The sequence below is a fragment of the Streptomyces sp. MAI_2237 genome (assembly GCF_054189285.1).
This window is the reverse complement of the sequence record NZ_JAJPGQ010000001.1, coordinates 999,639-1,023,265: the sequence shown is the minus strand read 5'-3', so window position 1 is coordinate 1,023,265 and position 23,627 is coordinate 999,639. Positions and strand designations below refer to the sequence as shown.

General features: G+C 70.6%; 19 protein-coding genes. 18 read left to right on the top strand and 1 reads right to left on the bottom strand.

Annotation, left to right across the window (positions count from 1 at the left end; genetic code table 11):
* The first annotated feature begins 116 nt into the window (after positions 1-116).
* The 16 genes from rsmH (at position 117) to LN251_RS04695 (ending at position 17,825) form a co-directional block, all read left to right on the top strand.
* Positions 117-1,076 (top strand): 16S rRNA (cytosine(1402)-N(4))-methyltransferase RsmH, encoded by a 960-nt coding sequence (rsmH, locus tag LN251_RS04770; RefSeq protein WP_383679248.1) that lies wholly within the window; start codon positions 117-119, stop codon positions 1,074-1,076.
* Between the two features lie 42 nt (positions 1,077-1,118).
* Positions 1,119-1,616, top strand: coding sequence for a hypothetical protein (locus LN251_RS04765; protein WP_458243226.1), 498 nt, complete (start codon positions 1,119-1,121; stop codon positions 1,614-1,616).
* A 5-nt stretch (positions 1,617-1,621) separates the two neighbouring features.
* The gene (locus LN251_RS04760) at positions 1,622-3,574 is read left to right on the top strand and encodes a peptidoglycan D,D-transpeptidase FtsI family protein (protein ID WP_458243225.1); all 1,953 of its coding nucleotides are present in this window, start codon (positions 1,622-1,624) and stop codon (positions 3,572-3,574) included.
* 26 nt (positions 3,575-3,600) lie between these two features.
* Complete coding sequence (locus LN251_RS04755; RefSeq protein ID WP_458243224.1) at positions 3,601-5,256, top strand: UDP-N-acetylmuramoyl-L-alanyl-D-glutamate--2,6-diaminopimelate ligase; 1,656 nt, start codon at positions 3,601-3,603, stop codon at positions 5,254-5,256.
* A gap of 4 nt (positions 5,257-5,260) precedes the next feature.
* The gene (locus tag LN251_RS04750; RefSeq protein WP_458243223.1) at positions 5,261-6,667 is read left to right on the top strand and encodes a UDP-N-acetylmuramoyl-tripeptide--D-alanyl-D-alanine ligase; all 1,407 of its coding nucleotides are present in this window, start codon (positions 5,261-5,263) and stop codon (positions 6,665-6,667) included.
* Positions 6,664-7,737: a phospho-N-acetylmuramoyl-pentapeptide-transferase gene (gene mraY / locus LN251_RS04745; protein WP_174267309.1), complete on the top strand. Its 1,074-nt coding sequence runs from the start codon at positions 6,664-6,666 to the stop codon at positions 7,735-7,737. Before LN251_RS04750 ends, mraY begins: the two co-directional genes overlap by 4 nt.
* A complete protein-coding gene (gene murD / locus LN251_RS04740; RefSeq protein WP_458243222.1) occupies positions 7,719-9,161 on the top strand; it encodes a UDP-N-acetylmuramoyl-L-alanine--D-glutamate ligase in 1,443 nt (480 codons plus the stop codon). Before mraY ends, murD begins: the two co-directional genes overlap by 19 nt.
* Before the next feature lie 21 nt (positions 9,162-9,182).
* On the top strand, positions 9,183-10,544 hold the full coding sequence (gene ftsW / locus LN251_RS04735) for a putative lipid II flippase FtsW (protein ID WP_458243221.1): 1,362 nt from the start codon (positions 9,183-9,185) through the stop codon (positions 10,542-10,544).
* A gap of 6 nt (positions 10,545-10,550) precedes the next feature.
* Entirely contained in the window at positions 10,551-11,648 is a 1,098-nt protein-coding gene (murG, locus tag LN251_RS04730) for an undecaprenyldiphospho-muramoylpentapeptide beta-N-acetylglucosaminyltransferase (protein ID WP_058925842.1), read from the top strand.
* Between the two features lie 26 nt (positions 11,649-11,674).
* Positions 11,675-12,475 (top strand): cell division protein FtsQ/DivIB, encoded by an 801-nt coding sequence (locus LN251_RS04725; protein ID WP_458243220.1) that lies wholly within the window; start codon positions 11,675-11,677, stop codon positions 12,473-12,475.
* Between the two features lie 278 nt (positions 12,476-12,753).
* Positions 12,754-13,950, top strand: coding sequence for a cell division protein FtsZ (gene ftsZ / locus LN251_RS04720; RefSeq protein ID WP_058925844.1), 1,197 nt, complete (start codon positions 12,754-12,756; stop codon positions 13,948-13,950).
* Positions 13,951-13,960: 10 nt separating this feature from the next.
* A complete protein-coding gene (pgeF, locus tag LN251_RS04715) occupies positions 13,961-14,689 on the top strand; it encodes a peptidoglycan editing factor PgeF (protein ID WP_458243219.1) in 729 nt (242 codons plus the stop codon).
* Between the two features lie 5 nt (positions 14,690-14,694).
* The gene (locus LN251_RS04710; RefSeq protein WP_458243218.1) at positions 14,695-15,414 is read left to right on the top strand and encodes a YggS family pyridoxal phosphate-dependent enzyme; all 720 of its coding nucleotides are present in this window, start codon (positions 14,695-14,697) and stop codon (positions 15,412-15,414) included.
* A gap of 129 nt (positions 15,415-15,543) precedes the next feature.
* The gene (locus LN251_RS04705) at positions 15,544-16,185 is read left to right on the top strand and encodes a cell division protein SepF (RefSeq protein ID WP_458243217.1); all 642 of its coding nucleotides are present in this window, start codon (positions 15,544-15,546) and stop codon (positions 16,183-16,185) included.
* 72 nt (positions 16,186-16,257) lie between these two features.
* Entirely contained in the window at positions 16,258-16,542 is a 285-nt protein-coding gene (locus LN251_RS04700; RefSeq protein ID WP_058925847.1) for a YggT family protein, read from the top strand.
* Positions 16,543-16,595: 53 nt separating this feature from the next.
* Positions 16,596-17,825: a DivIVA domain-containing protein gene (locus LN251_RS04695; protein WP_458243216.1), complete on the top strand. Its 1,230-nt coding sequence runs from the start codon at positions 16,596-16,598 to the stop codon at positions 17,823-17,825.
* Between the two features lie 175 nt (positions 17,826-18,000).
* On the opposite strand, the gene ileS is transcribed toward LN251_RS04695, so the two are convergent.
* Positions 18,001-21,138 carry an isoleucine--tRNA ligase gene (ileS, locus tag LN251_RS04690; RefSeq protein ID WP_458243215.1) on the bottom strand — a complete coding sequence of 1,046 codons (3,138 nt, stop codon included), beginning with the start codon at positions 21,136-21,138 and terminating at the stop codon, positions 18,001-18,003.
* Positions 21,139-21,733: 595 nt separating this feature from the next.
* Between ileS and LN251_RS04685 the strand changes: the two genes are divergently transcribed.
* Together LN251_RS04685 and lspA are read left to right on the top strand one after the other, a co-directional pair.
* The gene (locus LN251_RS04685) at positions 21,734-22,969 is read left to right on the top strand and encodes a TraR/DksA C4-type zinc finger protein (RefSeq protein ID WP_458243214.1); all 1,236 of its coding nucleotides are present in this window, start codon (positions 21,734-21,736) and stop codon (positions 22,967-22,969) included.
* A gap of 61 nt (positions 22,970-23,030) precedes the next feature.
* The gene (gene lspA, locus LN251_RS04680; protein ID WP_362989194.1) at positions 23,031-23,606 is read left to right on the top strand and encodes a signal peptidase II; all 576 of its coding nucleotides are present in this window, start codon (positions 23,031-23,033) and stop codon (positions 23,604-23,606) included.
* Positions 23,607-23,627: the final 21 nt, after the last annotated feature.

The window sequence follows — 23,627 nt, the reverse complement described above, 5'->3', positions numbered from 1 at the left end:
GCTCGGCCTCCTCCCGCTCACGGCCGGCTGACGCTTCCGGCGCCGGCAGGCCTCCCCTTCACGAGCGGGCGGGGACCCGGCGGTGCGTATCGCCCAGCCGGATCTGAGAGGGCCCCTTGAGCGAGAGTCGACACGTCCCGGTGATGCTCCAGCGGTGCCTGGACCTGCTGGCGCCCGCGCTGGAGCGGCCGGGAGCGGTGGTCGTCGACTGCACCCTCGGACTCGGCGGTCACAGCGAGGCTCTTCTGCGGCGCTTCCCGGAGGCCCGGCTCGTCGCCCTCGACCGCGACAAGGAAGCGCTGCGCCTGTCCGGCGAGCGGCTCGCGCCCTTCGGCGAGCGCGCCACCCTGGTGCACGCCGTCTACGACGAACTGCCCGGCGTGCTGGACCGGCTCGGCATCGCGCGCGTGCAGGGCGTGCTGTTCGATCTCGGCGTCTCCTCCATGCAGCTCGACGAGGCCGGCCGCGGCTTCGCCTACGCCCAGGACGCCCCCCTCGACATGCGCATGGACCAGACGACCGGCATCAGCGCCGCCGAGGTCCTCAACACCTACCCGCCCGGCGAACTCGTCCGGATTCTGCGCGCGTACGGCGAGGAGAAGCAGGCCAAGCGGATCGTGTCCGCCATCGTGCGCGAGCGCGAGAAGGAGCCGTTCGACAACAGCGCACGGCTCGTCGAGCTCATCCGGGACGCCCTGCCGCAGGCCGCCAAGCGCACCGGCGGCAACCCGGCCAAGCGGACCTTCCAGGCCCTGCGGATCGAGGTCAACGGTGAGCTGTCCGTGCTGGAACGGGCGATCCCGGCCGCGGTGAAGGCGCTCGCCGTCGGCGGGCGGATCGCCGTGCTGTCGTACCACTCGCTGGAGGACCGGCTGGTCAAGCAGGTCTTCGCGGCCGGTGCGGCCACCACCGCGCCGCCCGGGCTGCCGGTGGTCCCCGAGCGGTACCAGCCCCGGCTCAAGCTGCTCACGCGCGGTGCCGAACTTCCCACCGAGGAAGAGGTCGCCGAGAACCGGCGTGCGGCACCGGCGCGGCTGCGCGGGGCCGAGCGCATCAGGGAGGACGCCGAACAATGAGGGGCGTGAGTGAGTTGGGAAACCGTACTCACTGGAGGCCGAGTGAGTAGGAAACCCGAACTGAGGGGGCGGGCCGCTCGTCTCGCCCGGCTCTTCCCCGGCCCGGGAAGCTCCGGGCAGGCGGCCCGCACGCCCTTCGTGCTCCTCGTCGTGCTTCTCCTCGGCGGCGGTCTGATCGGGCTGCTGGTGCTGAACTCCGCGCTCAGCGAGGGCTCGTTCAAGCAGGACGACCTGCAGAGGGACACCAAGAACCTCACCGACGAGGAACAGGCGCTCCAGCGGGACATCGACGCCTACTCCGCGCCCGACGCCCTCCAGCGCCGCGCCAGGGAGCTCGGCATGGTCCCCGGCGGCGACCCCGCCTTCCTCGGCCCCGACGGCAAGGTCAAGGGCGTCCCCTCGGCCGCCGCCCAGCGGTCCGCCGCCCAGATCCCGCTGGTCCTGCGCCCGCCGGAGGCCGTCGCCCAGTCGCCCGCCGACACCGTCCCGCAGGCCGGCACCCCCACGGCCTCCCTGACCCCCACGACCCCCGGCAGGTGACGGAAGTGTCCGACAGGGAACCGCCGCGCCGCCGCGTGCCCGGCCCCGCGCGTCCCGTCCGCCCCGCCGCCGGCCGGCAGCGCCCGGGCCCCGGCGCCCGCCCGGCGGCCCGCCGCCCCGCACCGGCCCGCCCGGCCGCCCCCAAGCCGCTGCGCCTGGGCAGCCCCCGTCCCCGGCTGCGCTTGGTCGGCCTGGCCCTCGCCCTCGTCCTGATCGCCTTCGTCGTACGGCTGTTGCAGGTCCAGGCCGTGGACGCGAGCACCTACGCCGCCCAGGCCGACCAGAACCGCTACGTCGGCCAGGTCCTGCCCGCCGAGCGCGGCGGCATCACCGACCGTGCCGGCGTGGCGCTCGCGACCAGCGTGGACGCCTACGACATCACCGCCGACCCCACGATGTTCACCCGCGAGCAGCTGAAGATCGACGACGGTCCCGAGCAGGCGGCCGCGCTGCTCGCGCCCATCCTCGGCGTGGACCAGGACACCCTGGTCAACAAGCTCCGGCCGAAGAACAAGGCGCTGCGCTACACCCTGCTCGCCCAGCGGCAGACGCCGCAGGTGTGGACGCAGATCAAGGACCTGAAGGCCGCGCTGGCGAAGAAGTCGGACACCGCCGACGTGCTGGCCGGCGTCCTCTCCACCCCCAGCAGCAAGCGGGTCTACCCCAACGGCGCCCTCGCCGCCGGGATACTGGGCTGGGTCAACGCCGACGGCAAGGGCGGCGGCGGCATCGAGCAGGAGCTCAACAAGGAAATGTCCGGCAAGGACGGCAAGATCCGCTACGCCCAGTCCGGCGGACGGCTGGTCCCCACCGCGGGCTCCACGGAGACCCCCGCCGTGCCCGGCAGCGACGTCGAGCTCACCATCGACCGCGACATCCAGTGGGCGGCCCAGAGCGCCATCAGCGAGCAGGTGAAGAAGTCCGGGGCGGACCGCGGTTACGTGATAGTGCAGGACACCCGCACCGGCGAGATCCTCGCGATGGCCAACTCGCCCGGCTTCGACCCCAACGACCTGTCCAAGGCGAACCCGAACGCCCTGCACAACTGGGCCGTCGAGGACGCCTACGAGCCCGGCTCCACCGCCAAGATCATGTCGATGGCCGCCGTGCTGCAGGAGAACGTGGCCACGCCGCTGACGCACGTCGTCGTGCCCAACCGGCTGCACCGCGGCGACCGCCTCTTCAAGGACGACATCGACCACAAGACCTGGGACCTCACGCTCAACGGCGTCCTCGCCAAGTCCAGCAACATCGGCACCATCCTGGCCACCGGCCAGCTCGGCAAGACGCAGGCCGAGGCCAACAGGGTCCTCTACAAGTACCTGCGCGGCTTCGGCCTCGGCAACTACAGCGGACTGGACTTCCCCGGCGAGACCAAGGGCATCCTCGCCCCGCCCGACAAGTGGTCGACCTCGCAGCAGTACACGATTCCTTTCGGCCAGGGCATGTCGCTCAACGCGCTTCAGGCGGCGTCGGTCTACTCGACGATCGCCAACGGCGGCGTCCGCGTCGCCCCCACCCTCGTACGCGGCACCAAGGGACCCGACGGACGGTTCGTACCGGCCGCGAAGCCCCGGAAGACAAGGGTCGTGAGCGCGAAGACGGCGAAGACGCTCGCCCAGATGCTGGAGTCGGTCGTGGACGACCAGGAGGGAACGGGCGCCAAGGCGCGCATCCCCGGCTACCGGGTGGCGGGCAAGACGGGTACGGCCAACCGCGTGGATCCGGCCACCGGCAAGTACCGCGGATACACGTCCTCGTTCGCCGGCTTCGCCCCTGCGGACAACCCGCGCGTGACCGTCTACTGCGCCATCCAGAACGCCACCAAGGGCAACTACTTCGGCGGCCAGATCTGCGGCCCCATCTTCAAGGAGGTGATGGAGTTCGCACTGAAGACCCTCCAGGTCCCGCCCACGGGCGCCCAGCCCGCGCGCCTGCCCGTCACCTTCACTCCCTGATCAGCGCAACCAGTCAGGAACGCTCCGTGACCATGATCACTCCCGACTCCGGCAAGCCGGACACCCCCCGCCCCTCGCTTCGCCCGCAGGCGGGTACGCCCGGTACGCTCACCGCCGTGCCACACGCTGATCAGTCCCAAACCACCCAGAAGGGCGTTTCCGTGACATACCCGGGGCCGCCACGACCGGTTCAGGTCTCCGCCACACCACTGACGGAACTCGCCGATCAGCTGGGTGCCGCCGCGCCGCAGAGCACCGCCGAGGTCACGGGCATCACCCATGACTCGCGTGCCGTCCGCCCCGGCGACCTGTACGCCGCCCTGCCGGGCGCCCGCCTGCACGGCGCCGACTTCGTGACCCAGGCCGCGGGCCTCGGCGCGGTCGCGGTGCTCACGGACCCGACCGGAGCCGAGCGCGCCGCCGCCACGGGCCTGCCGGTCCTGACCGTCGACGACCCGCGGGCCCTGATGGGCGAGCTGGCGGCGACGATCTACGGCCACCCGGGCCGGGACCTGCTCCAGATCGGCATCACCGGCACCTCCGGCAAGACCACCACCGCCTACCTCGTCGAGGGTGGTCTGAAGACCAAGAACAACACCGGCCTGATCGGCACGGTGGAGACGCGCATCGGCGACGAGCGCATCAAGTCCGAGCGCACCACCCCCGAAGCCACCGACCTGCAGGCCCTGTTCGCCGTGATGCGCGAGCGCGGGGTCGAGGCGGTCGCCATGGAGGTCTCCAGCCACGCGCTGGTCCTCGGCCGGGTCGACGGCTGCGTCTTCGACATCGGCGTGTTCACCAACCTCAGCCCGGAACACATGGAGTTCCACTCCGACATGGAGGACTACTTCCGGGCCAAGGCGCAGCTGTTCACGCCCCGCCGCAGCAGGCTCGGCGTGGTCAACGTCGACGACGAGTACGGCCGCCGGCTGACCAGGGAGGCCACCGTCCCGGTCGTCACCTACTCCGCCGAGGGCCACCCGGACGCCGACTGGCGGGCCGAGGACGTCCGGATCGGCCCGATGGACTCGACGTTCACCGTCGTCGGCCCCGCGGGCGAGCGGATCGAGGCCACCTCGCCCCTGCCGGGCGGGTTCAACGTGGCCAACACCCTCGCCGCGATCGCCGCCCTCGCCGCGGCCGGCCTCGACCCGCAGGCCGCCGCCGACGGCATCGCCGCCGTGCCGGGCGTGCCGGGCCGGCTGGAGCGCGTGGACGCCGGACAGCCGTATCTCGCGGTCGTCGACTACGCCCACAAGACGGACGCCGTCGAATCGGTCCTGCGCGCCCTGCGCAAGGTCACCGAGGGCAGGCTGCACGTCGTGCTCGGCTGCGGCGGCGACCGCGACAAGACCAAGCGGGCGCCGATGGGCGCCGCCGCGGCCCGCCTCGCCGACACCGCCGTACTGACCTCCGACAACCCCCGCTCCGAGGACCCCCTCGCCATCCTTGCAACCATGCTCGAGGGCGCCGCGTCCGTACCAGCACACGAACGCGGTGAGGTGCAGGTCTTCGAGGACCGGGCCGCCGCGATCGCCGCAGCCGTCGCCCGCGCGCAGCCCGGTGACACCGTGCTCGTCGCGGGCAAGGGCCACGAGCAGGGCCAGGACATCGCCGGTGTGGTCCGTCCCTTCGACGACCGCCAGGTGCTTCGAGAAGCCATCCAGCAGACCCAGGGATGAACTTGTGATCGCCCTCTCTCTCGCCGAGATCGCAGAAGTCGTCGGCGGGCAGACGCACGACATACCGGATCCGGCCGTCCAGGTCACCGCTCCGGTCGTCCGGGACTCCCGCCAGGTGGAGCCCGGCAGCCTGTTCGTCGCCTTCGTCGGCGAACGCGTCGACGGCCACGACTACGCCCGGCAGGTCGTGGAGGCGGGCGCGGTCGCCGTCCTCGCGTCCCGGCCCGTCGGCGTCCCCGCGATCGTCGTCGACGACGTCCAGAGCGCCCTCGGCGCCCTCGCGCGGCATGTCGTACGACGGCTCGGCGCGACCCTCGTGGCCCTCACCGGCTCGGCGGGCAAGACCAGCACCAAGGACCTGATCGCCCAGGTCCTCCAGCGCAAGGCGCCGACGGTGTTCACGCCCGGCTCGCTCAACAACGAGATCGGCCTGCCGCTCACCGCCCTGTCCGCCACCGAGGAGACGAAGTTCCTCGTGCTGGAGATGGGCGCCCGCGGCATCGGCCACATCCGCTACCTCACCGAGCTGACCCCGCCGCGGATCGGCCTCGTGCTCAACGTCGGCAGCGCCCACATCGGGGAGTTCGGCGGACGCGAGCAGATCGCGCAGGCCAAGGGCGAACTCGTGGAGGCCCTGCCGGAGGACGGCGCCGCGATCCTCAACGCGGACGACCCCTTCGTACGGGCCATGGCGTCCCGCACGAAGGCCAGGGTGGTCTTCTTCGGTGAGAGCGACGAAGCGGACGTACGCGCCGAGAACGTGCGACTCACGGACACGGGACAGCCCGCGTTCAGGCTCCACACACCCTCCGGTGCAAGCGACGTGACCATGCGCCTGTACGGTGAGCACCACGTGTCGAACGCGCTCGCCGCGGCCGCCGTCGCCCATGAGCTGGGCATGTCCGCGGAAGAGATCGCCACCGCGCTCTCCGAGGCGGACTCCCTCTCCCGCTGGCGTATGGAGGTCACCGAGCGACCGGACGGCGTGACCATCGTCAACGACGCCTACAACGCGAACCCCGAGTCCATGCGAGCCGCCCTGCGCGCGCTCGCGGCCATGGGCAAAGGACGCCGGACCTGGGCGGTGCTCGGCAAGATGGCCGAGCTCGGGGACGAGGCGCTCGCCGAGCACGACGCGGTCGGACGGCTCGCCGTCCGGCTCAATGTCGGCAAGCTCGTCGCGGTCGGGGGCAGGGAAGCGTCCTGGCTGCAACTGGGCGCATATAACGAGGGTTCGTGGGGTGAGGAGTCGGTGCACGTGTCCGACGCACAGGCGGCGATCGACCTGTTGCGCAGCGAGTTGCGCCCGGGGGACGTCGTGCTCGTGAAGGCGTCCCGGTCGGTGGGGCTCGAGAGCGTGGCGCAGGCGCTGCTCGAGACCGGTGCCGCGGGTGGGGCTGATGCCCGATGATGAAGCAGATCCTGTTCTCGGGCGTCATCGGTCTCTTTCTGACGCTGGTCGGCACCCCGCTGCTGATCAAGCTGCTGGCGCGCAAGGGCTACGGCCAGTACATCCGTGACGACGGCCCGCGCGAGCACGCCAGCAAGCGCGGTACGCCGACGATGGGCGGTATCGCCTTCATCCTGGCCACCGTCGCCGCCTACTTCCTGTCCAAGGTGATCACCGGTCAGCCGCCCACCTACTCGGGCCTGTTGGTGCTCGGCCTGATGTGCGGCATGGGTCTGGTCGGCTTCCTGGACGACTACATCAAGATCGTCAAGCGGCGTTCGCTGGGCCTGCGGGCCAAGGCGAAGATGGCCGGCCAGCTCATCGTCGGCATCAGCTTCGCGGTGCTCGCGCTGCAGTTCTCCGACGCCCGCGGCAACACCCCGGCGTCCACCAAGCTGTCGTTCATCACGGACTTCGGCTGGACCATCGGCCCGGTGCTGTTCGTGGTCTGGGCGCTGTTCATGATCCTCGCGATGTCGAACGGCGTGAACCTGACGGACGGTCTGGACGGCCTGGCCACCGGCGCCTCCGTGCTCGTCTTCGGTGCCTACACCTTCATCGGCGTCTGGCAGTTCCAGGAGTCCTGCGCCAACGCGCAGACCCTCACCAACCCGGGCGCCTGCTACGAGGTGCGCGACCCGCTGGACCTCGCGGTCATCGCCTCCGCGCTGATGGGCGCCTGTCTCGGCTTCCTGTGGTGGAACACCTCGCCGGCCAAGATCTTCATGGGCGACACCGGTTCGCTCGCCCTCGGCGGTGTCCTGACCGGTCTGGCCATCTGCTCCCGCACGGAGCTGCTGGTTGCCATCATGGGCGGTCTGTTCGTCCTCATCACCATGTCGGTCGTCATCCAGGTCGGCTCCTTCCGGCTCACCGGCAAGCGCGTCTTCCGGATGGCGCCCCTGCAGCACCACTTCGAACTCAAGGGCTGGTCCGAGGTCCTGGTCGTGGTCCGCTTCTGGATCATCCAGGGCATCTGCGTCATCGTCGGACTGGGCCTCTTCTACGCGGGATGGGCAGCGGACAAGTGACCTCCTCGGTGCCTGAAGGATCCTCGGAGTTCCAGGGCAAGCACGTCACCGTCGCCGGGCTCGGCGTCTCCGGCATCCCGGCGGCCAAGGTGCTGCACGCGCGCGGCGCGATCGTCACGGTCGTCAACGACGGCGACGACGCACGCGCGCGGGAACAGGCCGCCGAACTCGAGGCGCTGGGCGTCACCGTGCGCCTCGGCGACGGCGCGACCCTGCCCGAGGGCACCGAACTGGTCGTCACCGCGCCCGGCTGGAAGCCGGACAAGCCGCTGTTCGAGGCGGCCCGCGCGGCCGGCGTCGACATCTGGGGCGACGTCGAACTCGCCTGGCGGCTCAGGGGCCCCGACGCGGCCCCCTGGCTCGCCGTCACCGGCACCAACGGCAAGACCACCACCGTGCAGATGCTGGCGTCGATCCTGAAGGCGGCGGGCCTGCGCACGGCGGCCGTCGGCAACATCGGCGTCTCGCTGCTGGACGCGGTGCTCGGCGAGGAGCGGTACGACGTCCTGGCCGTGGAGTTGTCGAGCTACCAGCTCCACTGGGCGCCGTCCCTGCGGGCCCACTCGGCGGCGGTGCTCAACCTCGCCCCCGACCACCTCGACTGGCACGGCTCGATGGAGGCGTACGCGCGCGACAAGGGCCGCATCTACGAGAGCAATCGGGTCGCCTGCGTCTACAACGTCGCCGACAAGGCCACCGAGGACCTGGTCCGCGAGGCCGACGTCGAGGAGGGCTGCCGGGCGATCGGCTTCACCCTCGGCACCCCCGGACCCTCCCAACTCGGCGTCGTCGAAGGCATCCTGGTCGACCGCGCCTTCGTGGAGAACCGGCACAAGAACGCCCAGGAGCTCGCCGAGGTCTCCGACGTGAACCCGCCGGCCCCGCACAACATCGCCAACGCCCTTGCGGCGGCGGCCCTCGCGCGCGCCTTCGGGGTGCCCGCCAAGGCCGTACGCGACGGCCTGAGGAACTTCACGCCGGACGCGCACCGCATCGCGCACGTGGCCGACGTCGACGGGGTCGCCTACGTGGACGACTCCAAGGCCACCAACACGCACGCCGCGGAAGCCTCGTTGGCGGCCTACGAGTCCATCGTGTGGATCGCGGGCGGGCTCGCCAAGGGCGCGACCTTCGACGAGCTGGTCGCCAAGTCGGCAAAGCGACTTCGCGGCGCCGTGCTCATCGGCGCGGACCGCGCTCTCATCCGCGAAGCGCTCGCGCGACACGCGCCGGAAGTGCCCGTCGTCGACCTCGACCGGACCGACACTGGTGCGATGCTCGCGGCTGTCCAGGAGGCGAAGCGGCTCGCGGCCGAAGGCGACACGGTGCTGCTGGCCCCCGCCTGTGCCTCGATGGACATGTTCGCCAACTACAACAAGCGCGGTGACGCGTTCGCGGAGGCGGTTCGCGAACTCGGCGCCTGACCGACGTAGCGGAGGCGTCTGATGCCCAGTAGCCGTACCGGACGGCCGCCCGTGCAACGGGCCGTCCGACGCCCCGCCGGTCCCCGGCCGCCCCGCGACAACCCGGTGCTGCGCGCGTACCTCAACGCCAAGCGCGCCTGGGACCGGCCGCTGACCGCCTACTACCTGATCGCCGGCGGCAGTTTCCTGATCACCGTGCTCGGTCTGGTGATGGTCTACTCGGCCTCCCAGATCACCGCGCTGCAGATGTCCCTGCCGGGCTCCTACTTCTTCCGCAAGCAGCTCCTCGCGGCCGTCATCGGCGGCGTCCTGCTGCTGGTCGCCTCCCGGATGCCGGTCAAGCTGCACCGCGCGCTGGCCTATCCGATCCTCGCGGGCGCCGTCTTCCTGATGGCCCTGGTGCAGGTGCCGGGGATAGGGATGTCGGTCAACGGCAACCAGAACTGGATCTCGCTCGGCGGCTCCTTCCAGATCCAGCCCAGCGAGTTCGGCAAGCTCGCCCTGGTCCTGTGGAGCGCCGACCTGCTGGCCCGCAAGCAGGACAAGAACCTGCTCAACCAGTGGAAGCACATGCTGGTGCCACTCGTGCCCGTCGCCTTTCTGCTGCTCGGCCTGATCATGCTCGGCGGCGACATGGGTACGGCGATCATCCTCACGGCGATCCTGTTCGGCCTGCTGTGGCTGGCCGGGGCGCCCACCCGCCTCTTCGTCGGCGTGCTGTCGGTCGCCGCCACCCTCGGTGTGATCCTGATCAAGACCAGCCCCAACCGCATGGCCCGCCTGGCCTGCATCGGCGCCACGGAACCCAAGTCCGGGGTCGCCGACTGCTGGCAGGCCGTGCACGGGATCTACGCGCTCGCATCCGGCGGAATCTTCGGTTCCGGGCTCGGTGCGAGTGTGGAGAAATGGGGGCAACTCCCCGAGGCGCACACGGACTTCATCTTCGCCGTCACCGGTGAGGAACTGGGCCTGGCGGGGACGCTGTCGGTACTCGCCCTCTTCGCGGCTCTAGGCTATGCGGGTATCCGCGTGGCCGGACGCACGGAGGACCCCTTCGTCAGGTATGCCGCGGGAGGCGTGACCACCTGGATCACCGCTCAGGCGGTGATCAACATCGGTGCGGTGCTCGGCCTGCTGCCGATCGCCGGAGTCCCCCTCCCGCTGTTCTCCTACGGGGGATCCGCCCTGCTGCCGACCATGTTCGCCATCGGGCTGCTGATCGCGTTCGCGCGTGACGAGCCCGCTGCGCGGGCGGCGCTTTCCTTGCGGCAACCCCGCTTTGGTAGAAAGCGGGCGGGAGGCGCCGTGCGGGACCGGGGGCCTCGGAGATGGAACACGATGCGACGGCGTGCCTCGGCGGCGCGTTCGTCCGGAGAGCGGTGAATTTCGGTGCATGTCGTACTCGCCGGTGGGGGGACCGCCGGCCACATCGAGCCCGCGCTCGCCCTCGCGGACGCCCTGCGCAGGCAGGACCCGACCGTGGGGATCACGGCCCTGGGCACGGAGCGCGGCCTGGAGACCAAGCTCGTACCACAGCGGGGCTACGAGCTGGCGCTGATCCCCGCCGTACCCCTGCCGCGCAAGCCCACCCCCGAGCTGATCACCGTTCCGGGCCGGCTGCGCGGCACGATCAAGGCGACCGAGCAGATCCTCGAGCGCACCAAGGCGGACGCCGTGGTCGGCTTCGGCGGGTACGTCGCGCTGCCCGGCTACCTCGCCGCCAAGCGCCTCGGCGTGCCGATCGTGATCCACGAGGCCAACGCCCGCCCCGGCCTGGCCAACAAGATCGGGTCCCGGTACGCCGCCCAGGTGGCCGTCGCCACCCCGGACAGCAAGCTGCGCAACTCCCGCTACATCGGGATCCCGCTGCGCCACACCATCGCCACCCTGGACCGGGCCGCGGCCCGGCCCGAGGCTCGGCACATGTTCGGCCTCGACCCCAACCTGCCCACCCTGCTGGTCTCCGGCGGCTCGCAGGGCGCCCGCCGCCTCAACGAGGTCGTCCAGCAGGTCGCGCCGTGGCTGCAGCAGGCCGGCATCCAGATCCTGCACGCGGTCGGCCCGAAGAACGAACTGCCGCAGGTGCAGCAGATGCCAGGGATGCCCCCCTACATCCCGGTAAGTTACCTGGACCGGATGGACCTCGCGTACGCCGCTGCCGACATGATGCTCTGCCGCGCGGGCGCGATGACCGTCGCCGAACTCTCCGCCGTCGGGCTCCCGGCCGCCTACGTCCCGCTGCCCATCGGCAACGGCGAACAGCGGCTGAACGCCCAGCCGGTGGTCAAGGCCGGCGGTGGACTGCTGGTCGACGACGCGGAGCTGACGCCCGACTGGGTGCGGGCGAACGTCCTGCCCGTGCTCGCCGACCCGCACCGGCTGTACGAGATGTCCCGCGCCGCGGCCGAGTTCGGCCGCCGGGACGCCGACGACCTGCTCGTCGGCATGGTGTACGAGGCGATCGCCGCCCACCGTGCACAGCACTAGGACCGCATGAGCGAAGGGCAGGGAGCGTGGCCGGACCGACCACCGCCGAGCGTGGTGAACGTCAGCAGGAGTCGTCCGGCCCGCCCCTTGCCCGGCGGTTGAGGCGACTGAAGCCGCCCCGCGTTCGTACGATCATCATTCTTGCCGTGGTGCTGGTTCTTCTCGGCGCGGGCACCGTCTGGGTGTTGTACGGCTCCTCGTGGACCCGCGTGGAGCGGGTGTCCGTCTCCGGCACCCAGGTCCTGACGCCCACGCAGGTGCGCGAGGCGGCCGAGGTCCCCGTCGGGGCGCCGCTGATCTCCGTCGACACCGGCGGGATCGAGGCGAGGCTGCGCGCGAAACTGCCGCGGATCCACACGGTGGACGTGGTCCGTTCCTGGCCCCACGGAATCGGCCTGAAAGTGGTTGAGCGCACTCCGGTTCTGATTGTCCAAAAGGGCGGAAAGTTCGTCGAAGTGGACGATGAAGGTGTCCGTTTCGCCACGGTTTCCCGGGCACCGAAAAGCGTGCCGGCACTGGAATTGAGGCTCGCCCGGGGTTCCGCCGCCGCGAGCCTGCGGCGCTTCGGCGAGGCCCGTCTGGTGCGTGAGGCGGTGCGCGTCGCCGACGCCGTTCCGGCGGCCGTGGCACGCGAGACCGCGACCGTCGAAGTGCGTTCCTACGACGACATCCTGCTGCTGTTGAGCGGGGGCCGGACCGTGGCGTGGGGGAGTTCCGAGAGGGGCGCCCTGAAGGCCCGTACGCTCACCGCTCTCATGAAAGCGGCTCCGGATGCGCGGCACTTCGACGTCTCCGTTCCCACCGCCCCGGCGTCATCGGGGAGTTGACGCACATCCGCGCAGGCCAGCACCCTGGTTGGGCAGCGCTATGGCTGATCACATAGGGTGAAAAGAAAAACGGGAGGTTCGGCGTGTTCGTTGAACGTGCGCCACTTGTCGACTTAGTGTCCTGTTCGGAAGACTCCAGCGAACAGTCACACTGGTAACCCTAAACTTCAACGTTAGGGTTCGGGTCGGCGCTATGGACCGTCCCAATCGGCATCAGTCGTCGGATCGCACTCACCCGCGAAACGGCGACACGTAACTCGAGGCGAGAGGCCTTCGACGTGGCAGCACCGCAGAACTACCTCGCAGTCATCAAAGTCATCGGTGTCGGCGGCGGTGGTGTCAATGCCATCAACCGGATGATCGAGGTCGGTCTCAAGGGCGTCGAGTTCATCGCCATCAACACCGACGCGCAGGCGCTGTTGATGAGCGACGCCGACGTCAAGCTCGACGTCGGTCGCGAACTCACCCGCGGACTCGGCGCCGGAGCCAACCCGGCCGTCGGCCGCAAGGCCGCCGAGGACCACCGCGAGGAGATCGAGGAGGTCCTCAAGGGGGCCGACATGGTCTTCGTGACCGCCGGTGAAGGCGGCGGCACCGGCACCGGCGGCGCGCCCGTCGTCGCCAACATCGCCCGCTCCCTGGGCGCCCTCACCATCGGCGTGGTCACCCGCCCGTTCACCTTCGAGGGACGGCGCCGGGCCAACCAGGCCGAGGACGGCATCGCCGAACTCCGCGAAGAGGTCGACACCCTCATCGTCATCCCGAACGACCGGCTGCTGTCCATCTCGGACCGCCAGGTCTCGGTGCTCGACGCCTTCAAGTCGGCCGACCAGGTCCTGCTCTCCGGTGTCCAGGGCATCACCGACCTCATCACCACCCCCGGCCTCATCAACCTCGACTTCGCCGACGTCAAGTCGGTCATGTCCGAGGCCGGTTCGGCCCTCATGGGCATCGGCTCGGCCCGCGGCGACGACCGCGCGGTGGCCGCGGCCGAGATGGCCATCTCCTCGCCGCTGCTGGAGGCGTCCATCGACGGCGCCCGCGGTGTGCTGCTCTCCATCTCCGGCGGAAGCGATCTCGGCCTGTTCGAGATCAACGAGGCCGCCCAGCTGGTGAGCGAGGCCGCCCACCCCGAGGCCAACATCATCTTCGGCGCGGTCATCGACGACGCGCTCGGCGACGAGGTCCGGGTCACCGTGATCGCGGCCGGCTTCGACGGCGGCCAGCCGCCGGCCCGCCGGGAGACCGTCATGGGCTCGTCCTCGTCCTCCGCCCGCCGCGAGGAGCCCACTCCGGTACGGCAGCCCGAGTCCCGCCCGAGCTTCGGCTCGCTCGGCAGTGTCACGCCGAAGGAGGACCCGGAGCCCGCTCCCGAGCCGGTCGCCGACCTCCCGGTCGCCCCGCCGGTCCCGCCGTCGCGGTCGTACACCGACAGCGCCGCCGAGGAGCTGGACGTACCGGACTTCCTCAAGTGATCCTTCTGACGTGACAAAGCAGCGCGACACCGTGAGCGGCGCGCACTTCGCCTTCACCGACCGGTGGGGCGGGGTGAGCGCCGTTCCGTACGAGGAGCTCAACCTCGGCGGAGCGGTCGGCGACGACCCCGACGCCGTACGCACCAACCGGGAGCTGGCGGCGGGGTCCCTCGGCCTCGACCCGGCGAACGTGGTCTGGATGAACCAGGTGCACGGTGCGGAGGTGGCCGTGGTCGACGGACCGTGGGGCGACAGCCCCGTGCCCGAGGTCGACGCGATCGTCACCACGCGGCGCGGACTCGCCCTCGCCGTCCTCACCGCCGACTGCACGCCCGTTCTGCTCGCCGACCCGGTCGCCGGGGTCGTCGCCGCGGCGCACGCGGGCCGGCCCGGCATGGTCGCCGGTGTCGTCCCGGCCGCGCTACGCGCGATGACCGAACTCGGCGCCGACCCCGCCCGGATCGTCGCCCGCACCGGACCCGCCGTCTGCGGCCGGTGCTACGAGGTGCCCGAGCAGATGCGCGCCGAGGTGGCCGCGGTCGAGCCGGCGGCGTACGCCGAGACGAGCTGGGGCACGCCCGCGGTCGACGTGACCGCCGGAGTGCACGCGCAGCTCGACCGGCTCGGGGTGCGCGACCGGTGGCAGTCACCGGCGTGCACGCGGGAGTCGGCCGATCACTTCTCGTACCGACGCGACCGCACCACGGGGCGACTCGCGGGATATGTCTGGCTGGACTGAGGGACATGACGGACCGTAAGGACGAACTCGCCGCGAACCTGGCGAAGGTGGAGCGTCGTATCGCCGACGCCTGCGCGGCCGCCGGCCGGGCGCGGGACGAGGTGACCCTGATCGTGGTCACCAAGACCTACCCGGCGAGTGATGTGCGGATCCTGGCGGAGCTCGGCGTGCGGCACGTCGCCGAGAACCGGGACCAGGACGCCGCCCCCAAGGCCGCCGCCTGCTCGGATCTGCCGTTGACTTGGCACTTTGTTGGCCAGTTGCAGACCAACAAGGTTCGATCCGTGGTCGGTTATGCCGATATGGTGCAGTCCGTCGACCGCGCCCGGCTGGTGACCGCACTGTCCCGGGAGGCGGAGCGGCAGGGGCGGGAACTGGGCTGTCTGATCCAGGTCGCCCTGGACGCGGGGGAGAGCGGGCGCGGGGAGCGCGGGGGTGTGGGACCGGGCGGAACAGAAGAGTTGGGCGATCTCGTGGCGCGGGCGCCCGGGCTGCGGCTGGCGGGTCTGATGACCGTCGCGCCGCTCACCGGACCTTACGCGGGACGCGAACAGGCGGCGTTCGAGCGGTTGATGGATTTGTCGACCGACCTGCGCCGGGCCCATCCGGCTGCGAACATGGTCTCGGCAGGAATGAGCGCGGACCTCGAGCAGGCCGTGGCGGCCGGAGCGACACATGTACGCGTCGGCACCGCGGTACTCGGAGTCCGCGCACGGCTCGGGTAACGTCGCCAGGAAGTCGGACCACAGCAGAAAATATGGTCAATGCCGCCGAAAGGCGGGCACAACGGCCTCGTGGATCGCGGGCACTTGGCAGTCGTCAGTCGATCCACCACAGAGCGGAGGACTCAGAGCATGGCCGGCGCGATGCGCAAGATGGCGGTCTACCTCGGCCTCGTGGAGGACGATGGGTACGACGGCAGGGGATTCGACCCCGATGACGACTTCGAGCCCGAACTCGACCCCGAACCGGAGCGCGATCACCGACGGCACGAGCCGTCGCACCAGTCTCACGCCGCACATCAGTCCCAAAGGGACGAAGAGGTGCGAATCGTGCAGCCCTCCGTGCCGCGTGAACCGGTCGCCCGTTCCGCTTCGCTACCCGCGGAATCCGGCCGTCCGGCGCGCATCGCGCCCGTGGCGTCCATCACACAAGAACGCGCAAGTCTGGAGAAGAACGTACCGGTGATCATGCCCAAGGTCGTGTCCGAACGAGAGCCTTACCGGATCACCACGCTTCACCCGCGGACCTACAACGAGGCCCGTACCATCGGGGAACACTTCCGTGAGGGCACCCCGGTGATCATGAATCTGACTGAGATGGATGACACAGACGCGAAGCGACTTGTCGACTTTGCGGCCGGTTTGGTGTTTGGTCTTCACGGCAGCATCGAGCGGGTGACGCAGAAGGTGTTCCTGTTGTCGCCTGCTAACGTCGATGTCACGGCGGAGGACAAGGCCCGTATCGCAGAGGGCGGGTTCTTCAACCAGAGCTGAGACGCACGACCGGAAACAGCAGTACGAGCAGTACCCAGCAGCACGGAAACAGGGGAGAGGGAAGCACCAGCAATGAGCGTGGTCCTGCAGGTCATTTACATCGCGCTGATGTGCTTCCTGATCGTGCTCATCTTCCGGTTGGTCATGGACTACGTCTTCCAGTTCGCCCGCTCATGGCAGCCCGGCAAGGCGATGGTGGTCGTTCTGGAGGCCACCTACACTGTCACCGACCCACCGCTCAAGCTTCTGCGGCGGTTCATCCCGCCGCTGCGCCTCGGGGGCGTGGCGCTCGACCTGTCCTTCTTCGTACTGATGATCATCGTCTACATCCTGATCTCGATCGTGAGCCGGCTGTGACCGATGTGACCTACCGTCTTGCCGAATGCCGACGACTACGTTGAGGTGAAGAGATGCCGTTGACCCCCGAGGACGTGCGGAACAAGCAGTTCACGACCGTCCGCCTCCGAGAAGGCTATGACGAGGACGAGGTCGATGCCTTCCTCGACGAGGTCGAAGCCGAACTGACCCGCCTGCTCCGCGAGAACGAGGACCTGCGCGCCAAACTGGCCGCGGCGACGCGTGCTGCTGCCCAGAACCAGCAGAACATGCGCAAGCCCCCGGAGGGTCCCGGCGGTCCGCAGGACCAGCAGCAGGGCGGTATGCCCCAGCAGGGCGGCATGCCTCAGCAGGGCGGTATGCCTCAGCAGGGAATGCGAGGCCCGGGTGCCCCGGTGCCGGCCGGCATATCGGGCCCGCCGCAGCAGCAGATGGGTGGCCCCATGGGTGGTCCGCCCCAGCTGCCGAGCGGTGCGCCGCAGCTGCCCGCCGGTCCCGGCGGACAGGGCGGCCCGCAGGGTCCGGGCCCGATGGGCCAGGGTCCGATGGGTCAGGGCCCCATGGGTCAGGGCCAGATGGGTCAGGGCCCCATGGGTCAGGGCCAGATGGGCGGCCCCATGGGCCAGCCCCCCATGCAGCAGCAGATGGGTGGCCCGATGGGCGGCCCCATGGGCGGTCCGATGGGCGGCCCCGGTCAGGGCCCCGGTGGCGACAGCGCCGCGCGTGTCCTGTCGCTGGCCCAGCAGACCGCCGACCAGGCGATCGCCGAGGCCCGTTCCGAGGCCAACAAGATCGTCGGCGAGGCGCGTTCGCGTGCCGAGGGCCTCGAGCGTGACGCCCGTGCCAAGGCCGACGCGCTGGAGCGGGACGCGCAGGAGAAGCACCGCGTCGCGATGGGCTCCCTGGAGTCCGCCCGCGCCACGCTGGAGCGCAAGGTCGAGGACCTGCGCGGCTTCGAGCGCGAGTACCGGACGCGTCTGAAGTCGTACCTGGAGTCGCAGCTGCGTCAGCTGGAGACCCAGGCCGACGACTCCCTCGCCCCGCCGCGCACTCCGGCCACGGCCTCTCTCCCGCCGTCCCCGGCGCCCTCCATGGCACCGGCCGGCGCGAGCGCCCCGTCCTACGGCGGCAACCAGAGCATGGGCGGTGCGCCGAGCCCCGCTGCCCCGTCCTACGGCGGCCAGCAGCAGATGTCCCCGGCGATGACCCAGCCGATGGCTCCGGTCCGCCCGCAGGGCCCGTCCCCGATGGGTCAGGCGCCGTCGCCGATGCGCGGCTTCCTGATCGACGAGGACGACAACTGACGGCCGCGGCACGGTGAGTAGTACGCCGTAGGCGTCGGCAGCGTTCAAAAGGGGCGAGCCCCGGACTCCGGTCCGGGGCTCGCCCCTTTTACGCGGGTTGACTCGTCCGAGCGAAAGGGGCGCGGGGAGCCGAGTGATCGGCTCCCCGCGCCCCTTCGGCCGCCGTCGGCGAGGATCACACCTTCCGGAGGCGGAACGTCAGGGACAGCCCCTCGTCGGTGAAGGCGGAGCCGTACGTGTCGTCCGCCTCACCCTGCCCGAAGTCCGTGGCCAGGACCTCGTCGGCGATCAGACCCGTGTGCTCGCTCAGCGCCGCGACGACCGCGGGGTCCGTGGACGTCCAGCGCAGGGCGATCCGGTCGGCCACGTCCAGCCCGCTGTTCTTGCGGGCCTCCTGGATCAGCCGGATCGCGTCACGTGCCAGACCCGCCTGCCGCAGCTCCTCGGTGATCTCCAGGTCGAGGGCCACCGTCGCACCGGAGTCGGACGCCACCGACCAGCCCTCGCGCGGGGTCTCGGTGATGATCACCTCGTCGGGGGCGAGCGAGATCGTCTCGCCGTCGACCTCCACCGACGCCGTGCCCTCGCGCAGAGCCAGCGACAGCGCGGCCGCGTCCGCGTTCGCGACGGCCTTGGCCACGTCCTGCACCCGCTTGCCGAACCGCTTGCCCAGCGCCCGGAAGTTGGCCTTCGCGGTGGTGTCCACCAGCGAACCGCCGACCTCGGACAGCGACGCCAGCGAGGAGACGTTCAGCTCCTCGGTGATCTGGGCGTGCAGCTCGGTGTCGAGGGACTCGAACCCGGCCGCCGCGACCAGCGCCCGCGACAGCGGCTGGCGCGTCTTGACGCCCGACTCCGCGCGCGTGGCGCGGCCGAGCTCGACCAGCCGCCGGACGAGCAGCATCTGCTTCGACAGCTCGGGGTCGATCGCCGTCAGGTCCGCCTCGGGCCAGGAGGCCAGGTGCACCGACTCCGGCGCGCCCGGGGTCACCGGCACGACCAGGTCCTGCCAGACGCGCTCGGTGATGAACGGCGTCAGCGGGGCCATCAGCTTGGTGACCGTCTCCACGACCTCGTGCAGGGTGCGCAGCGCCGCCTTGTCGCCCTGCCAGAAGCGGCGGCGCGAGCGGCGGACGTACCAGTTGGACAGGTCGTCGACGAACGCCGACAGGAGCTTGCCGGCGCGCTGGGTGTCGTAGGCCTCCAGAGCCTGGGTCACCTGGTCGGTCAGCGCGTGCAGTTCGGACAGCAGCCAGCGGTCCAGGACGGGGCGGTCGGCCGGGGCCGGGTCCGCCTCACTGGGCGCCCAGTCGGAGGTGCGGGCGTACAGGGCCTGGAAGGCGACCGTGTTCCAGTAGGTGAGGAGCGTCTTGCGGACGACCTCCTGGATGGTGCCGTGGCCCACACGCCGCGCGGTCCACGGCGAGCCGCCCGCCGCCATGAACCAGCGCACGGCGTCCGCGCCGTGCTGGTCCATCAGCGGGATCGGCTGCAGGATGTTGCCCAGGTGCTTGGACATCTTGCGGCCGTCCTCGGCCAGGATGTGACCGAGGCAGACGACGTTCTCGTACGACGACTTGTCGAAGACCAGCGTGCCGATGGCCATGAGGGTGTAGAACCACCCGCGGGTCTGGTCGATGGCCTCGGAGATGAACTGCGCCGGGTAACGGCTCTCGAACAACTCCTTGTTCTTGTACGGGTAGCCCCACTGCGCGAACGGCATGGACCCTGAGTCGTACCAGGCGTCGATGACCTCGGGCACGCGCGTGGCCGTCTTGCTGCACGTGGGGCAGGCGAAGGCGACGTCGTCGATGTACGGGCGGTGCGGGTCCAGTTCGGACTGGTCGGTGCCGGTCAGCTCGGTGAGCTCGGCGCGGGAGCCGACGACCGTGAGGTGGTCGTCCTCGCAGCGCCAGATCGGCAGCGGGGTGCCCCAGTAGCGGTTGCGGGACAGGGCCCAGTCGATGTTGTTGTTCAGCCAGTCGCCGTATCGGCCGTGCTTGACGGTGTCCGGGAACCAGTTGGTGTTCTCGTTCTCCTGCAGGAGCCGGTCCTTGATGGCGGTGGTGCGGATGTACCAGGACGGCTGCGCGTAGTAGAGGAGCGCGGTGTGGCAGCGCCAGCAGTGCGGGTAGCTGTGCTCGTACGGGATGTGCTTGAAGAGGAGGCCGCGCTGCTGGAGGTCCTCGGTGAGCTTTTCGTCCGCCTTCTTGAAGAAGACGCCGCCGACGAGCGGGACGTCCTCCTCGAAGGTGCCGTCCGGGCGGACCGGGTTCACCACGGGCAGGCCGTAGGCGCGGCAGACCTTGAGGTCGTCCTCACCGAAGGCGGGGGACTGGTGGACCAGACCCGTGCCGTCCTCGGTCGTGACGTACTCCGCGTTGACCACGTAGTGCGCCGGCTCCGGGAACTCCACGAGCTCGAAAGGACGTTGATACGTCCAGCGCTCCATCTCGGCGCCGGTGAAGGACCGGCCGGTTGTCTCCCAGCCCTCGCCGAGGGCCTTCTCGACGAGCGGCTCGGCGACGACGAGCTTCTCCTCGCCGTTCGTTGCGACGACGTAGGTGACGTCGGGGTGGGCGGCGACGGCCGTGTTGGACACCAGGGTCCAGGGGGTCGTCGTCCACACCAGGAGCGCGGCCTCGCCGGCGAGCGGACCGGAGGTGAGCGGGAAACGGACGTACACGGACGGGTCGACGACCGTCTCGTAGCCCTGCGCCAGTTCGTGGTCCGACAGGCCGGTGCCGCAGCGCGGGCACCAGGGGGCGACGCGGTGGTCCTGGACCAGCAGGCCCTTGTCGAAGATCGTCTTCAGCGACCACCAGACCGATTCGATGTACTCGGGGTCCATCGTGCGGTAGGCGTCGTCCAGGTCGACCCAGTAGCCCATGCGGGTCGTCAGCTCGGTGAAGGCGTCGGTGTGGCGGGTCACCGACTCGCGGCACTTGGCGTTGAACTCGGCGATGCCGTACTTCTCGATGTCCGGCTTGCCGCTGAAGCCCAGCTCCTTCTCGACCGCGAGCTCCACGGGCAGGCCGTGGCAGTCCCAGCCGGCCTTGCGGGCCACGTGGTGGCCGCGCATGGTGCGGAACCGGGGGAAGACGTCCTTGAAGACGCGGGCCTCGATGTGGTGGGCGCCGGGCATGCCGTTGGCGGTGGGCGGGCCCTCGTAGAACACCCACTCGGGGCGGCCCTCGGACTGCTCCAGGGTCTTGGCGAAGATCTTCTGCTCGCGCCAGAAGTCGAGCACGGCGTGCTCGAGGGCGGGCAGGTCGACCTGGGCGGGCACCTGGCGGTACGTCGGCGTTGTCATCAGCGAGCTTCCTCCGGCGGACTTGCTGCCTTCCGTCCGGAGGGACGAGAGCCGAATGCTTCCCTACGCCGGTTTCGGCGCGCTCCCGCGGTACCACCCTCCTTGGCCCGCCGGCGCGGGGTATGCGCCGATGAGCCCCCTCATTGGGGTCGCGATGCCGGTTCTACGGCCGCGGCTGCGGCTTTCTTCCGGCGGCTCCGGGGTGATCTTCACGTCGCGCTCGCCCCCGGGCTTCCACCGTCCCCGGGTCGCTCTGGGCTGCGTACGCCGCTACTCGTCCCCATCCACGCTTTTCGCTCCGCCCAGTGTACGGCGCCGCGCGGACAGCGGCCGACCGGTTTTCGCAGCCCTGGTGACAGGGGTGCCGGGGGAGCGGAGATGACCCGAATGGAGCGGTACGCCTGTTCGCATTCCGGGACGCACGGTCCGGCGGATTATGCCGCGAGGAGGTGGGCACAACGGATGCAGGCTCGCGGAGCGGCATGCGCGAGCCGGGCGAATCGGGCGGTGTGCCCCGTTGCCGCGGGACTCAAGTCGATTTATCGTCCCAGCACGATTCGCGTGCAAGATCACAATATGTGAAGGGGCCGCGGCCATGGTGGCGAAGAAGACCGCCGTACAGCATTCGGCGCCCGGCAGGTCCACACAGGCCCCGGGCGGTGCGGCCAAGGATGTGAGCGGGAAGAAGAGCGCGCGGGGCGGGGCCGGCGAGCGCGCGGGCGGGGCGGCGAAGGCGGAGCAGAGCGCGGAGCCGGTGAAGAGGGTGCGGGGGGCCACTGCGGCGAAGGGTTCCGGGCCGCCACCGGAGGCCGAGCCGGCGCCCACGGGCAAGCCCACGAGCAAGCGGGCCGCGGGGAAGGCCACGGGGGCCGCGAAGGCTGCGGGAGCCGCGAAGACGGCGGGTGCCGCTAAGGCGACGGGAGCTGCGAAGACGGCGGGCGCTGCCAGGACCGCGGGGGCCGCGAAGGCGGCGGTCGCTAAGTCGGGGGCCAGGACGGCGGCGGTCGGTAAGGCGGACACCCCGAAAGCTGCGGGTACCGCGAAGGCGGCGCCCGGTGAGGCCGGTGCCGGTCGGTCGGGGGTGGGTAGGAAGGCCGCCGGGAGGAAGCCGGCGGCCAAGAAGGCCGTGCCGAAGAAGGAGACGGCGACGAAAGCGGTGGCCGGGGAGGCGGCCGGCAAGGGCGCCGCCGAGAAGGCCGCTCCGCCGAAGCGAGCCGCCAAGAGGACGGCGGCGCGTGCGGGAGGGGGCGCCGGGAAGGCGGCGGCCCCCGCGAGTGCGGGCGAGAAGAACGAGAGCACGGCCAAGAAGGCGGGCGCGGCGCAGGCCGCGGAGCAGACGGGAGCCACGACAGTGGTTGCGAAGAAGACTCCTGGCACGGCCACGGCGGCGAAGAGCGCCGTACCCAAGGCACGCCTCGCCGCGGCGGTGGAGCCGGGCGAGCTGGCGGTACGCCCCGGAGAGGACCCCTGGACGACGGAGGAGGTCGAGGAGGCGCGCGCCGAGCTGCAGTCCGAGCAGCAGCGGCTGAGCGACGAGATCTCCTCCTCCGAGGCCGCCCTGCAGGGCCTGATGCGGGACTCCGGGGACGGCGCCGGCGACGACCAGGCGGACACCGGCACGAAGAACATCACACGCGAGCACGAGATGGCGCTCGCCGCCAACGCGCGCGAGATGCTCACGCAGACCGAGCACGCCCTGCAGCGGCTGGACTCGGGCACGTACGGCCTGTGCGAGAACTGCGGCAACCCGATCGGCAAGGCCCGCATGCAGGCCTTCCCGCGGGCCACCCTGTGCGTGGAGTGCAAGCAGAAGCAGGAACGCCGGTACTGAGTGCTCACGCGCGCGTGTCGTACCCTCGTCCTCAGTCAGGTACCTAGGTCGAGGGACTCACGTGGCAGAGGCGGAGCGCATCATCGGTACGCCGGATACCCCAGAGGCGGCGGGGTCCGCATCGCGGCAGGACACGGTCGCGCGCCCCGAGGGCAGGCGCAGGATCGCCGTGCTGTTCGCGGTCGCCGCCTTCGCCTACCTCCTCGACCTCGGCAGCAAGCTGCTCGTGGTCGCCAAGCTGGAGCATCACGCCCCGATCGAGGTCGTCGGGGACTGGCTGAAGCTGGAGGCGATCCGCAACGCGGGCGCGGCCTTCGGTTTCGGGGAGGCCTTCACCGTGATCTTCACGGTGATCGCGGCGGCGGTGATCGTGGTGATCGTCCGCCTCGCCCGCAAGCTCTACAGCCTGCCCTGGGCGATCGCGCTCGGCCTGCTGCTCGGCGGTGCGCTGGGCAACCTCACCGACCGGATCTTCCGCTCGCCGGGCGTCTTCGAGGGTGCCGTCGTCGACTTCATCGCGCCCAAGGGCTTCGCCGTCTTCAACCTGGCCGACTCGGCGATCGTCTGCGGCGGTGTGCTGATCGTGCTCCTGTCCTTCCGGGGCCTCGACCCGGACGGCACCGTCCACAAGGACTGAGCCCCGGTTTTCCACAGGCAC

Bases quoted from the DNA above. Each gene is read 5' to 3' on its own strand.
- mraY (WP_174267309.1), top strand. From the start codon at position 6,664: ATGATGAAGCAGATCCTGTTCTCGGGCGTCATCGGTCTCTTTCTGACG.
- murD (WP_458243222.1), top strand. From the start codon at position 7,719: ATGGGCAGCGGACAAGTGACCTCCTCGGTGCCTGAAGGATCCTCGGAG.
- ftsW (WP_458243221.1), top strand. From the start codon at position 9,183: ATGCCCAGTAGCCGTACCGGACGGCCGCCCGTGCAACGGGCCGTCCGA.
- LN251_RS04710 (WP_458243218.1), top strand. From the start codon at position 14,695: ATGACGGACCGTAAGGACGAACTCGCCGCGAACCTGGCGAAGGTGGAG.
- LN251_RS04705 (WP_458243217.1), top strand. From the start codon at position 15,544: ATGGCCGGCGCGATGCGCAAGATGGCGGTCTACCTCGGCCTCGTGGAG.
- LN251_RS04700 (WP_058925847.1), top strand. From the start codon at position 16,258: ATGAGCGTGGTCCTGCAGGTCATTTACATCGCGCTGATGTGCTTCCTG.
- LN251_RS04695 (WP_458243216.1), top strand. From the start codon at position 16,596: ATGCCGTTGACCCCCGAGGACGTGCGGAACAAGCAGTTCACGACCGTC.
- ileS (WP_458243215.1), bottom strand. From the start codon at position 21,138: ATGACAACGCCGACGTACCGCCAGGTGCCCGCCCAGGTCGACCTGCCC.
- LN251_RS04685 (WP_458243214.1), top strand. From the start codon at position 21,734: ATGGTGGCGAAGAAGACCGCCGTACAGCATTCGGCGCCCGGCAGGTCC.